This is a genomic window from Candidatus Poriferisocius sp. (genome assembly GCF_965202595.1).
In the GTDB taxonomy this organism is placed as follows: domain Bacteria; phylum Actinomycetota; class Acidimicrobiia; order Acidimicrobiales; family Bin134; genus Poriferisocius.
This window is the reverse complement of record NZ_OZ241836.1, coordinates 358328-371744: the sequence shown is the minus strand read 5'-3', so window position 1 is coordinate 371744 and position 13417 is coordinate 358328. Positions and strand designations below refer to the sequence as shown.

General features: G+C 55.7%; 8 protein-coding genes. All 8 read right to left on the bottom strand.

Annotated elements, in window-relative coordinates; translation table 11 throughout:
• Positions 1–146: 146 nt before the first annotated feature.
• The 8 genes from ACOGXC_RS02090 to ACOGXC_RS02055 all read right to left on the bottom strand — a co-directional run bounded on the left by ACOGXC_RS02090 (position 147) and on the right by ACOGXC_RS02055 (position 12937).
• Positions 147–2423, bottom strand: a complete 2277-nt coding sequence (locus tag ACOGXC_RS02090) for a DEAD/DEAH box helicase family protein (protein WP_419919075.1) — start codon at positions 2421–2423, stop codon at positions 147–149.
• Positions 2420–4597 (bottom strand): sigma factor-like helix-turn-helix DNA-binding protein, encoded by a 2178-nt coding sequence (locus ACOGXC_RS02085; protein ID WP_419919074.1) that lies wholly within the window; start codon positions 4595–4597, stop codon positions 2420–2422. The genes ACOGXC_RS02090 and ACOGXC_RS02085 overlap by 4 nt, the downstream gene beginning before the upstream one ends.
• A complete protein-coding gene (locus tag ACOGXC_RS02080; protein WP_419919073.1) occupies positions 4594–5463 on the bottom strand; it encodes a phosphoadenosine phosphosulfate reductase family protein in 870 nt (289 codons plus the stop codon). Before ACOGXC_RS02080 ends, ACOGXC_RS02085 begins: the two co-directional genes overlap by 4 nt.
• Positions 5456–8398, bottom strand: a complete 2943-nt coding sequence (locus tag ACOGXC_RS02075; protein WP_419919072.1) for a hypothetical protein — start codon at positions 8396–8398, stop codon at positions 5456–5458. The genes ACOGXC_RS02080 and ACOGXC_RS02075 overlap by 8 nt, the downstream gene beginning before the upstream one ends.
• A 603-nt stretch (positions 8399–9001) precedes the next feature.
• Entirely contained in the window at positions 9002–9997 is a 996-nt protein-coding gene (locus ACOGXC_RS02070) for a DUF4007 family protein (RefSeq protein ID WP_419919071.1), read from the bottom strand.
• A complete protein-coding gene (locus ACOGXC_RS02065) occupies positions 9997–11157 on the bottom strand; it encodes a cysteine desulfurase family protein (protein ID WP_419919070.1) in 1161 nt (386 codons plus the stop codon). Before ACOGXC_RS02065 ends, ACOGXC_RS02070 begins: the two co-directional genes overlap by 1 nt.
• A gap of 137 nt (positions 11158–11294) precedes the next feature.
• Entirely contained in the window at positions 11295–12068 is a 774-nt protein-coding gene (locus tag ACOGXC_RS02060) for a CPBP family intramembrane glutamic endopeptidase (RefSeq protein ID WP_419919069.1), read from the bottom strand.
• Positions 12069–12172: 104 nt separating this feature from the next.
• A complete protein-coding gene (locus tag ACOGXC_RS02055; protein WP_419919068.1) occupies positions 12173–12937 on the bottom strand; it encodes an SDR family NAD(P)-dependent oxidoreductase in 765 nt (254 codons plus the stop codon).
• Positions 12938–13417: the final 480 nt, after the last annotated feature.

The window sequence follows — 13417 nt, the reverse complement described above, 5'->3', positions numbered from 1 at the left end:
TGCATGTACTGGCTGAATGCGATTACGATCTACTAGGTCCACTATTTCCATAACTAAATCAACCAGCTCTTTTGAAGGCAGGCCATTTTCCGCAGACACACGCTTTGCCTCAGAAGTAATTTCAGTTAAGATCCGGTCATAATTGCTTACCATAGATTTCCTTTCGGGGTTGCAGGTGCGATCAGGTAATCGCCCTCGGATCTAAGTACAGGAGCTGCGGAGCGTTCTGGCCAGTAAGTATTTTTGATCAAGTCGAGGTGAGATAAAACACCATCTACTCCTGTGGCATTACGGGCATGGCTAGCAAATGTGTAAGCCCGTGATAGTTCGCTGCGCACGATCTTTTTAAGATCGTGGTCCGAACTGCCAGACTGATTGAAGAGTTCTACAGGTGGGAGCGCAATAAAATCATGGAGAACGGCCCAGGGTTTATCGGGATGACGGCGCAGAATACGGCCACGCCGTTGCACCCACTCCCTTTCCACTGTAGATGAAGCCACCAAAAAAGCTTCACGAATACTAGGGATATCCACCCCCTCATCAAGAACTTTCTTAGCTAGCAGCAATTGGTACCCACTCGCAGCAAATATCTCTAGTGTCTTGTTGAGTTGCTTAGTGTTGGCTGTTGTGTCCTGAGTTACCGGTGCCCAGCGCATCTCAAGTTTGGTTAGTGTTTCGGCAATGCTATTAAATTGCTCAGGGTTTTTTGCCGATGCGTAGACTAGGGCTTGTTTGATCGACCGTGGAAAACGGTGCTGAATAACTTGTGAAAGCAAAGGTATTTTTGAACTGGCTGTCTCTATGATACGCCGTCGCCTGATTAGCAAGCTGGTAAGGCCACCAGCATCATCCTCATCCTTTATTTTGAATGCTATTCGACGTATACGTTCAGTTAGAGATGCAAACTCTTCCAACTCATTGCCACCAAGAGTAGTAGCATGCACATAGTAGTCATAGGGCACGAGGCAGAAACCAATAGCTCTGCCAAGACCAAACTCATAGACCAGTGGTCCAAAGAAGTCAAATATTTCCTCAGTGCCATCAGGATCATATTGGCGTTCTGGTGTAGCCGACAGAGCAAGCCGCTGCTCAAAAAACTCTGGTTTATTGGCGAGGAAGCTAGCAGACCCAAGGGTGTGGGCCTCATCTCCTATCAGCATGGTGGCTATGGGTCGAGAGGCATTGCCGATGTAGCTAGCCAGCGTGTTTTGAAAGGCCCTATCACAAAGCAGATTGTTTGTGACTACAGCGATATGGGTACCTCCACCACTGAGAGACTGTAGCAGGTGGACTATAGCGGTATTTTTGTTATGTTCCAGGGTTGGTGTTACCGGATTGATACCAAAAGCACGGATTTCTTCGGCCCATTGTGTTATCAAGGGTACGGAGGGGGCCGAAACCACAATGAGCAGAGGGGTATCTCCAAGTCGTTGTTGCACCCTGGTGGCACAAATGAGAGCAGCAATGGTCTTGCCTCCCCCTGTGGCCATGGCAATAGTACCGCGTTTAGGATCAGGGCCAGACTCCCATGCCTCTACAGCTTCTCCTTGGTGGGCATAATCACCGCTTTGCCAATCAAGCCAATCGGGAATAGCCAACTTCGGACACTCGCTCTCAGTTCCGCGCGCCGCGAATCTTGCCTGTAACCTTTCGAGCGCTTCATGAGAGGTAGTGTGCCCCGATAATAATTTTGCTTCCCCAACAGCGCGATTGTAGTGCTCAGCACTCGGAGGTGAACCGGGTGCTGTCTTTATGATGTCGTCACGGAGGGCTTCGGGAAGATCCACTGTGTGCGCGATTCCCACACTGATACCCTGCTCCCAGTCGTCAAGTATTTCGATGCCGGTCAAAACTCGATGCCGTCCTTGTTCGTCCCAAGACACATCCACATCCATGTGCTCTACACCACCGCTCAATCCACGCCCGGTGGCGTTGGCCGACCCTCTCACCAACACCTGATGGGTACCGTCATCGAATAGCCAGATTTTGGGGTGGTAGTTGGAATCGGGTGCCGGCACGGCAATTTTCAAGCGAAGACTGCCAACCGCGACCATCCAGGACAAGCAGTCCAGAGCGTGACAACCAAGGGCCGTGGCATCCACCCGCCCTTCCACAAACACATCCGCCACCCGCTGAGCCGCCTCCTCGGCCGACATCGACCACCCCTCCTCAACTGCTTGCCGTTCTCCAGGAAAAAAGACCGGAGAAACTGTAAAGCAGATAGGAGCAACATTTGTCTTGTTCAGGTATTCAGCCAGACCGGGGGCCAAGCGTCCAATCCATCCCGCACTGAACCAGCCGAAAGCACCCCTTACCGATGTGGCAGATCTAAACCCAGGGATCAGCACCTGCGAACCTATTGGCGCTTCCGGAAGGCGATAAAGGCCGGGCCGAAGATCGACTTCCTGTGCAAGCAAAGTCATAACACCCGTCGCCGGTTCTTCATACGCTCGAGCATTTCTCTGGCCCGGTCCGGAACTTGATCATTGCTATTGCTCGGGTCAGCTCCGGGAGTATGCCGAAGCTCAGCGCTGTCATGATGGAATGCGATACTCCCCGAACCTTCCAGAACAAGGAGTATTTGGTTGCCTTCTTGGGCATTAAGCAGGTTCAATGGAGCAGACAGGTAGCCCAAGTAAGCTCCTGTGGGTGATGTCAACGGCCAACTAACCGACACGGGAGCACAGCTCTCGGGAAATGATATGGGAACTCGCACTCCCCGCTCATCGGGTCCGCATCCTAGGGCTTTGGCAATTTCTGAAGGTAGGTCCGTCAAACTATAACCCTCAAAGTAACGGGCTTCAACTGTAAAACTCCAAAATAATCGACCGTCTGGGGTGTGACCATGAATTACATCTTCTAAGGGTCGAAGTTTGATTGAAGAAGTATCAGCAAGACTGACATATCCATCATTTATTTGAAAGCGGGGTGTCTTAGTGTATGTATGTACACTGGATTGGCTCACCTCAAATAACCGAGGGAGTTCTTCAAGCAAGCGCTCCAAACGAGTTGCTCCACCATCCTCATTGATGCGTTGGATTATTTCAGCAGAGATACCTTCGTATTCATCATCTATCCAATCTTTTAAACCCCAACGAGTTTTGTCAGCCCGACTAATACTTGATATATTTGAAAGTTGGCTTGATATGCGATCGGGATCTAATCCGATCAATTTTCCAATTTCTTTTTTTGTTGCTGGTCGTCCTATACTCAATAAGGCTGCCTTGACTAGAGCTTTCTGAGTGTTGCGAAGAGTCAAATAACCACAAACGCGACCAAAGCTACACTGAGCAATCAATTGATCCCAATGCAGTTCCCAAACCTCATCTGGCAGATGAGCCTTCAACTTGTACTCGTCTATTATGCCAACGTCATCAGCCAAAGATTTAGCTGCTTCAGTAATTACTGTAACTATCTCGCTGGCATTTTTACTTAGAAAAACCTCTCCTTTTAAAGTGTAATCAGAGTCCTCTATAAGCAGATAGCGTGCCATCTCTGTTATCACACGGTCCTCATCGCTGCTTTGTGTCTCTATAGGAAAAGTAGCTGAAATATATTTTTCAAACTCAACTCTGCTAGCAATTGGCCCAAGTTGAATGCGAAGGTCTTCTGTAAGTATGCTTATCCAGCAATTTATAGCTGCACCTGTTTCGGACGGGTGGTTTAAGCGACTTTTGACTTGAGTTTCAAGTTGGCGAATACGTTCCCGTGTGACGTTAGCTTCTTCTCCTACTTCTTCAAGCGTCAATGGCTCTGAACATAGTATACGCTTTTTGAGGATGATGCTATCACGTGAATCTAATGATTTCAGCGTAACTCTGAAGGCCTCAATTATTTTTTTGCTAATTGAAAGCTCTCCAACCAGGTCAGAAATTGTAATTTCTTCAAGTCGGTCAACCATTACTAATGATTTTGCTAACTCCCCTAAATTACTGTCTAATGCCTCAAAAAAAGTTTTGCTGTTGTAAATCTTACTGGAAGCTAGCAAAAGTTTTTCAAACAAACAAATAGTAGAGTTCCACAAAACCTTTTGGGGGTCTAGAGGTTTTTCAGTAGTGCTAGAAGGAGGCTGGAAGTTACCCTCTAATCCAGAAGCTGTAGCAGTAACACTTGGTAAGTCAAAATATTTATTTACTAAAGCTACCTCAATAATACACATCAGATCCAAAAGTGACGTTAAACCAAAATTATTTAATTTCAATAGATCATTAACTGTAATTTCCTGAGCTTGACTAATTTCTTTTGAATACAGAGCCCTAAAGATACAGTTTCGTGTCCTTACTTTTAATGGCAAATCAAGCAATTTGATGATGTTACTGCCAGCAGGAACGACTGACATATTACTAGGTGGAGTTGAGTTTTTATACATAAACTCAACTAAAGCACTAAACTCCTCTTTATTCAAAGGTACTTCACGATGTTGCCAGATACTTTCAAGATCACCAAGTACTTGATATTTCTTGGATGGTGTGCCGATCTTTTGCAGTGATGATGGAAGAGGCCTAGAACCTAGTGTCTCGAAATACCATTTAGGCAAGATTGGGGTGGGAGGGCTTCCCCAAGGTGCGGGCTGCCGATTTACTTCAAGCCGGGTCATAGTGCACACACCGTGCAAGGGATTGTGTCATCTTCTTCATCCAGCACTTCGGCTAGGGCATCAATCAATGGAAGGTTGGGCTGAATCCGGGCTGTACGAGCAATCGCTGCCTCCTGCCTCTCGAGTATTTCCGCGCGCCGGGCACGCAGTTGAACAAGTGTTTCTCCTCCAGACCACGTATATTGACGGCCCTGCATAGCTTGCTCGCCAAAGTCAGCATCTCCGTTGACACCGGCATCTTTCAGCACTTTTTGTTCGATGGCAACGGCTCGTTCAAACAAGTCTGGATGTCGATCCGCAAGGCCAATCCATTCGGCTTTGCGCTGGTAGAAGCAGAAGTAACAGCCCGACCTGGTTCGCCACTCGTAGTAAGCAGGCAAGCCAATACCGGCATCTCCAAGTATCCGCATCACTCCGGCATGGTCGATGCCATCTTCTACAAAGGGGAAGCGGCTTTCGATGTTTGGCTTGGTTGAAACGTAGCCCTTGCGATTGGCCTCGTCGGAGCGGATGGCCACATAAGAGATTGTTTTATCGTTACCGATCCATTTTTCCAGTGGTTTGATCTTCATGTTCTTGGTGCACCAGCGCATTTGTGGGGATGGCAGCGCTCCCCGGAACATCTCGAACCAATGGTCGAAGCCTCTATCGGCGTTCAGCCTGGTGATGTGCTTGCCGAGGATCACTTCTAGTCGGGTCAGAAACTCGTAGGTTTCCGGCAACTCTGCCCCCGTGTCGCAAAAGAAGTACTCCATCTGGGGTACCTGGTCTTTCAAGTACACTGCGAGAGCACTGGAGTCTTTGCCTCCCGATATTCCGCATATGTGCCGTGTTGTGCAACTTCCTGAAATCACCGGATCACTCATCGCAGACACCCTCCAGAACTTGCTCGCCGAGTAACCCCAGCAACACCTGCCGGGCTTGCTCGCCGGAACCGATCCACTGCTCTACCTTGGCGAGAGCCTCATCCACCACTGCTGAAAATTGGAGGCGGTGACAAGGTTTGATGTTCACCAGCCTGGCGTGCTCTCGACCATCCGGGCGGGTCACTGTGACCCTGAGTTGAGCACTCGCCCCCGATGTGCCCCCAGCACTCCCATTTCGTTCAAACGGGGTTCGCATATCATCGGGCGAATTCCCGACAACGGTGGGACCGGAGTATAGGGCTACCAATCGTTCCAGCGCGGCCACCTGCTCTGGGAGAACGCGGCGAAAACGCTGAGCATCCTCATCGGTCCACTCGGATGGGGACTTCTGTGCCACCACTGTGGCCACAGTCTTGATCCAGGATAAATCGCTATCTGCCCCGGCATTCGCAACGGCCAGTACGAACGGGCGAGCTGTCTTGTTCAAAGCGTCGACATCTACCGCGCCAGCGCGATCAACCATGGCTTGCCGGTCGGCCCCTCCGCTGGATGAGATAAGCAGGTCTAGCGCCCCAAACATCAAGCGCTCCCCGGCAGCTTCAAGCGTGTCAATGGCTGAGGCAATGCGAGAGGCAAGATTTTCGGCATGCTGATATTCGGCTCCGGTGCTGGGTACGGGCGGGAGACCCAGGGCTTTGGGAAGTGAATCAAAAAGTAGGTCATCGGGCTCAACCGCTTGAAGCAACGCATCCCTCACCGCCTGAACCTCCGGTGTCAAGTCACGGGTCTGCTGGGTGAACTTGTCAAGTTTGCGTGCTCGGGAAACAAGATTGGCAACCACCGATAGTACATTCGAGACCCGCAGATCAGCTTTTGCCACCCCGTCTCGGCGGGCTCCCCCAGTAATTATCCCGAGCTTCGAGGCAACAACTGCCAACGCGTGCCAGCGTGCCCCGTTTGCGCTGGCGAAGTGCTTGATCTCGAAGAATCCGGGGTTCTTCGTCATTCGCTCAGCCATATCTGCGGTGAGCCTCGGCTTGAAGGTACCATGCTCGTAGATGGCTATGGTCTCCTTGCCGGCTAGCAGCCCGGCCACCACAACTACCGGCACTACTCCTGCTTTCATCCCGATCGGTGGGGATTGAAGCGCAGCGTTGATATCGCTGAGGCTCACCCTTCGCCCCTTCGCCCGTTCAAATTCAGCTTCCAAAGCATTCCAGGCGGGAAGCATCTTGCGAGCCGCACCATGGCCGCGTGGAGCCATGAATACCATCTCTCCCATGCCTTTTTCCTCGAGGTGTAGACGGGTGTGAGCCAGGGCTGCCTTGTACATAGCAACCTCCGGACCGTTCCCTTTCAGGCCCAACTGCCGCTCCGAGGGATGCTCCACCATCGCTTCGATCAAATCGCGCCGAGCCTTGACCCCCTGCGAGGTGAGGCTGGTCCGGTTCAACATCTCGTTCGGCACGCCCGGTGTTTCAGGGTAAGCATGGTCACATGCTTCCGACAGCACCGAACTGCCACGGCCAGCCTGTAACTCGATCTCTCTGTCACCTGTAAGCAAGAACCAACGGCACGAGCCACTGCTGAAAGCAGCAAACATGGCTTGGCCGAAAACGAGGTGCGCCGCTGCCAGCCGCTCGCCAATTTCGTGCCGGGCCACCCAGTCAGATTTCACTGCCGGATTAGAAAGCACCATGTCCAGCGATACCAGCTCCCGGGCCGAATCAGCGACCCTGCCCATTTCACGAGAGTTTGGAATGGCCGTCACGGTCGGTTTGGCAACCCCAACAGGCAAATTGGACATAACCGGTGGCTGTTCACCGTCCACCACCAGTAGCACTTGGCCGTCATAGGGCGAGAAAACGTCCAGTATTTCGGCCTTTTCAGCGCAACTTGCAAACCGCTGGCAAAAGACTCGGAGGCAGTCATGCATAGCGCTGTGACGAGCCGCAACAACCGGTAGAGGGTCCGGCATGGAGGCCATCACCTCGAATACCCCTAGTTGTTGCACTTGCTTGCGGGCCTCGTCCAGCAATAGCCGGATATCCACATCCGTGCCCTGCCATATGCGGTACTCGTCGGCGAATGCCCTGAAGGTGATCAGTCCTGAGCCTTCCAACTCGCCAAGGGTTTCGGGTGATCCGGGTTCCAGGTACTCAATGATCTGTTCCGAGGCCCGAATCGTTCCCGATGTGGATATCAAGTTCAACATGGCCACTGCTTTGGCCACACGCAATTGATCGTTGGACAAGCCGTAAGAGTCACGCATCCGGGTGGCGATCTCCACCCACCTGCTGTTGGAAGCAACCGTCATCGACGACAAGCTGCCGTCACCCACAAAGTAGTCATAGACCGCATCCAGGCCTACCATTGGCAGTGCTCCTCGAGCTGGCAGAGCGGTGGAAGCCAGAAAACCGTTGCTGCCGGCAATACCCTGCCCGGTCAAGAACGAGAAGAGTGTTCTCTCGTGCTGCCCGTACCGCCTGCACAATTCCGAGAGCACCAGCGCGGTAATCGGGTGCAAAGGCCAGCAGGCAGCCACAGCAGCAGGATCGGATAAATCTCCGACTCCCAGAGACCGCATGGTCTGGGCATGAGAACGAGCCCACCGCAATACGCGACCTCGCAACTGCTCATTGTTGATATTGAAAACCGAGCCGATGAGCGCCCGGGTCTGCGCCGGAGACTCCACATAAGCGATGTCCTCAAACCGTCCTTGAACCTTTGACCACTCCCTGCGCTTGGGAGCATCCACCGTTTGCAGGTAGTCATCGAACGATTGATGCTGGAGAGTGAAAATGAAGATCGGCAGGCCCTGGCCCTGCCCTAACTCTGCAAGCTGCTGGAGCAAGTAGGGGTCGGTACTCGAGGAGGATGACCCATCAGTAACCGCTTCCAGGTTCTTGCCAAACTCGTCGAGCAGAAGCAGCAATGGCCTATCAGAGGACAAGCAGCGAGCTATCTCCAATACAGCAGCGGGTGAAGGGCCTGTGCGACGGGGGTTGTGAACCGCTTCGGCGGCATCCTGGATCGCATCTTGAAGCACAGCGGATGCCCCGAACACCGAAACTGGGGGGATCCCTCCATAGCTTCGGCAGACCGCCGACTTCAAACCCTTTAAAACGGTGTGGGCCAGCGGCTCGCGTTGAGCCGTCACCAAGCCCCGATGGAATCCGTGACGGGTGGTTTCATGATTTCTGTGAACCTGCCGAATTTGCTCCACAAGATCGGGGGCAGATTCGAGAACGCTCAATGCTGCGTCGCGTAAACTTCTACCACCCCCCCCCCCCCCCCGGCCCAAAGGCAGCATCGAGCAAGAGAGCGAGCGAAGACTTCCCTGACCCGTAAGGACCCGTAATCGACCAAGCCCCGCCCGCAGGGCCAGAAAGTGCGGTGGAGGTAAAACGCTGGACAACATCCACAACCCGGGCAGTGGCTATGTAACCCTCAAGAGGCTCAGTTCGGGACGCGTCTCGCTCCAGATTGGCCGACCGGGCAAAACGACCGACAACAGTCACGTGGTCGGCCAGCACGGTCACGTGAAAACCCCTATGGTCGTCTGCAATTCGTCAAACGGCGCACTCGTGGAATCAAAACCAGGCACATAGTACTCGGTCAAAATATTGCGAGCCAGTTCCGATGGGTTGGACTTCCAGGCCAGTTGGGCGACTCCAGCAGGCGAGGTCAGCGTCAACTGGCCGTCAGCAAGAAGGTTCACCGCAGGTGCGAGAGCATCAGCTAGCTCCGTTTCGGAAAGTCGAAACGCCCGACCGGGAGCTCCCGGTTCATCGGCCATCCGGCTCAAAAGAACCGTCTTGGCCCGCGGTTCAACCTGCGCGACGAAGTCGAGGATCGCATATGCGACAACGGCCGGCGGCAGCGAGGCTTTGACACCGAGCACGAACCGGTGCTTTCCCGTTGCCGGCGATCGTCCGATCAGCCCCAGCTCGCGCAGGGGGCAATCCAGGAGATCATCAATGCTGCTACGGGCAGTCCGTTCGGCAGGAGCGTAGGTACGCAAGAGCACGTTCACGTCCTTGCGGAGCGAGGAAAGGTGCGGCGGCTCCCAACCGGCAGCCGCACCAATTTTTCCCGCGCAGGCCAACTCTAATTCTTCAACATCGAACTCCACTGTGTTGAATTCGTTGAACGCGACCCACCATACGGGTAAATAGCAGCGGGGGGCCAACAACTTCCAATGCAACAGCCATAGGGTGGCCGGGTCTTCCATGTAGGGATCCCAGCCTTTTTCGGGGCCGAACAGCAGCTCACCGAACGGCGTGGGAGTGACTCCAGGAGCCCTTTTCCTGAGAGGGTCGGGATGGTCCTGGATCAGCTTCGCGGCCATACCCCAGAACCGGATGGATTTCACCATGTTCTTCCCCACACCCAACTCAACTGTGGCGTTGGGGGCAGAAAAAATCTCGGAACTGTGAGAGGCAGCTTCGAACGCTTTTCGGAACCACCCATACCGGGGATGGAACGTCTCATGCCTGGCAAATACGGGCTTGGCAGCATCGGCGAGACGCATCAGCCGATCCCGCCCGTCAAATCCCTGATGCGCTCCACGGCCTCAACGGTTTGGGCAATCGCCAACTCCACCTCTCCGGCGGTCGTGAATCGTCCAAGACTGAAGCGTACCGACTCGAACGCCTCATCCTGCGACAGTCCCATGGCCAGCAACACCCGCGAGGGCTCGACTGTGCCGCTGCTGCAAGCCGACCCCGTGGAAACCGCTACCGGGTCGATATTGGATACCAACGCCTCTGCGTCAACACCGGCGAAACGCAGGTTTGCCGTGTTGGGCAGTCGCCTAGCTGCGTCACCGTTCTCGTACACCCCGACCAAACCTGCCCTTAGCCCTTCCACCAATCGATTCCTGAACGCTTCCACCCGAACCGATTCCTGGGCGCTCTCCTGCAAGGCCAAAGACGCAGCAGCACCAAACCCGGCAATGCCGGCCACGTTGAGAGAACCCGACCGGAGCCCACGTTCGTGGCCTCCACCGTGAATAACGGGCTGCAAGCGGCCTAGCGCATGGCGTGTCCCGACCAGCGCACCAACCCCTGCCAGCCCGCAGATCTTGTGGCTGCTGAAAGCCAGAAGATCAACATCCAACTCCGTCATCGACAGCGGCAGCCGACCAACCATCTGCGTGGCATCGCAGTGAAACAGAGCCCCGACACCATGGGCTAGGTCTGCCACATCTGCAATCGGGTTCAACACCCCCGTCTCGCTGTTCGCAGCCATGACCGACACAACGGCTACATCGGTACCCAAATATGATTCCAGCTCATCAAGGTCGAGATATCCCCCCCTCGTCACCCCGACCACATCCAGCTTCGCCCGACCCTGGACATGCAGCCAGCGGGCGGACTCGGCCACCGAAGCGTGTTCCACCGCCGATATCACGATCCGGTTCCGCTCTGGGGATGCCTCTTCCGCTAGCCCGATCAGGGCGAGATTGTTCGCTTCCGTAGCTCCGGCGCAAAACACCACCCCGGACGAAGAAGCGTCCACCAAAGCAGCCACCTGCTGTCGAGCTGTGCCTACAAGTGCGGCCTGCCGTCGTCCGAAGCGGTGGGCTGAAGATGCGTTACCCACACAGTGGGCCAGTACCGGCATCATGGCTTCGGCCACCCTCGGATCGAGAGGTGCAGAAGCGTTGTAGTCGAGATAGACCTCGTTCACCCCGTCTCCTCAGCCATAATCGGTCAATCGCACCACTGGAGCACCAGCAGCTTCAAAAGTAGTACAAGCACTCACCAGATGTTGCCATATCCCTGTGACAGTTGGTCGTCTCCTCCGTCCGGCTGACCCTCGAGAACTCACCGGAGGACGAGCAGGTCGATGGTTAGGGCGACGGCGAAGTGGAGGGCGGCACCGAGATAGATCGAGCCGGTGCGGAGGCTGAGGAAGCCGAGCACGATGCCGGCCACTATGGAGCCCAGGGCCTCGGCCAGCGGCTTGGTGAGATGGATCATCACGTAGGGGATCAGCGCCACGAACACAGCCATGGGGCCGAAGCGGCGGGCCAGGCCGTGGACCAGCACGCCGCGGAAGAAGAACTCCAGAGCCAGGAACTGCCCGGCGTACACCGCCTCCCAAATGTAGAAGCGGGGCCAGAAGCTCACACCGGGGGGTGGCTCGTAGAACGGGTAGGTGTCCTGGAACTCGCCGTTGAGGCCGGCCGCGACCACCAACGGCAGCAGCGCCAGGTAGAGCCCCAGGTACAGGGGGGCGTGGTGGCGAAGTTCGGGGCCGGCTCGCAGGCCCAGGTCACGCAGGCGGGTTCGCAGCACGAAGCGGGCCACCAGCACGGCGGGCACCACGTACACCACCCATCGGAACAGCCCCCAATACATCCGGCTGTTGAAAGGGGCGTGGTCGGAACGGTTCAGGGCCCGGTCGAACCGGTCGGCCAACCCGTCGAGGGCCAAGCTGTCGAGGGTGGTGGTGAGCCAACCGGTGGTGCTGGACAGCCCGCCGTAGCGGATGGCAATAACCACACCGATGGCCAGCAGGATCAGAACCACCGCGTCGCGATCCAACTCACCCGGTGCGGGAGCAACCACCCGCGCCCGCTCAGTAAACCCGCTCACCGCACCGGGGCCATTGCGCAACAATCCCGTTCATCACATGAGCCATAGCGCAACCGGCATCTCCCCCATCTCCGGGGAAGGGAATCCCGCTCACCGCACCCGCATCACGGGGTGAGGTACCACCCGCCGGAGACGTTGATGACCTGGCCGGTGATATGTGCCGACTCGTCGCTGCACAAAAAGGCGATGGTGCGGGATACGTCCTCGGGCTCGGCGTGGCGGCGCAGAGGGGTCTGTTCCCGGAACGACTCGTAGTGCTCGAACTGGGCGTCCACCCACTTGGACCTCACCAGACCGGGGGCCACCGCGTTGACCCGGATGTTGTGCGGCCCACCCTCGATGGCCACCCCCCGGGTCACCTCCTGAAGACCGGCCTTGGCCGCTGAGTAAGGCCCCTCCCGGCCATTGCCCCCCAGGTAGGCGGCCACCGAAGTCACGTTGACGATACGACCCCACCGCTGGTCCCGCATCGCCCCGATGGTTCGCCGGATCAGCCACCAAGCGGCTGTGAGATCAACCGCGATCACACGGTCCCAGTCCTCGGGCCGGTAGTCGAAGATGCTGCCCTGCACATTGATCGCCGCGCTGTTGACCAGGATGTCCACCGAGCCCATCTCGGAATACACCCGGTCCATGGTCCCGGCCATCACCTGCCGGTCTGCGATGTCGGCCACTGCGGCCATCACCGGCACGTCGTAGGTACCCCGCAGGGCCTCGACGGTCTCATGGGTACGGCGATGGTGGTTGTCCAGTACCACGATGCCGGCCCCGTAGGAGGCCAGCGTCCGGCAGGTGGTCGAGCCAATGGCCGCCCCCGCCGCCCCGGTCACCAGCGCCACCCGCCCGGCAAACTCTCCCTCGCTCGGCATGGGGCGATGCTAGGCTACCCGGCAAAGAAGCGAGAGCGGAGTGACCACGGTTTTGCGGGCACGCTATTTGATAGGTTGTCACAAGTCTGCATATAAAGTCTGCATATAATGGTGATATCCCCCCAGTCGCTTAGGTGGCTGGGCGAAGGCCCGCTTTTGGCGGGCCTTCGAGTTTTACCAACCCTCGGGCTTGCGAATGGTCCCCCGAGAGTCGTGCATTACGGTTGGGGCTTATATCTGAAAGTGGCGTAACCTAGTCACTCAGTGTTTTTGAAGAGGGCGGCGGGCATAGTGTCAGGTCAGCGAACTAGATAGGCCCTCGGTGGTGGCGGGCCGTTGGGTGGCTCAGGCCTTGTATCGTCTCGAAGTTTGCGAAGCATCGGCCCGGCCGCGTTGCTCTTCCCAGTGGGCAGCGGTGGTGAAAGCCTCTCAAACAGGCAGGAACGGGTTTGTAACGGTGTCTGGCCTCTCAGCGGGCTG

Coding starts and splice junctions, on each gene's coding strand:
- ACOGXC_RS02090 (WP_419919075.1), bottom strand. CDS start 2,423: ATGACTTTGCTTGCACAGGAAGTCGATCTTCGGCCCGGCCTTTATCGC.
- ACOGXC_RS02085 (WP_419919074.1), bottom strand. CDS start 4,597: ATGACCCGGCTTGAAGTAAATCGGCAGCCCGCACCTTGGGGAAGCCCT.
- ACOGXC_RS02080 (WP_419919073.1), bottom strand. CDS start 5,463: ATGAGTGATCCGGTGATTTCAGGAAGTTGCACAACACGGCACATATGC.
- ACOGXC_RS02070 (WP_419919071.1), bottom strand. CDS start 9,997: ATGCGTCTCGCCGATGCTGCCAAGCCCGTATTTGCCAGGCATGAGACG.
- ACOGXC_RS02055 (WP_419919068.1), bottom strand. CDS start 12,937: ATGCCGAGCGAGGGAGAGTTTGCCGGGCGGGTGGCGCTGGTGACCGGG.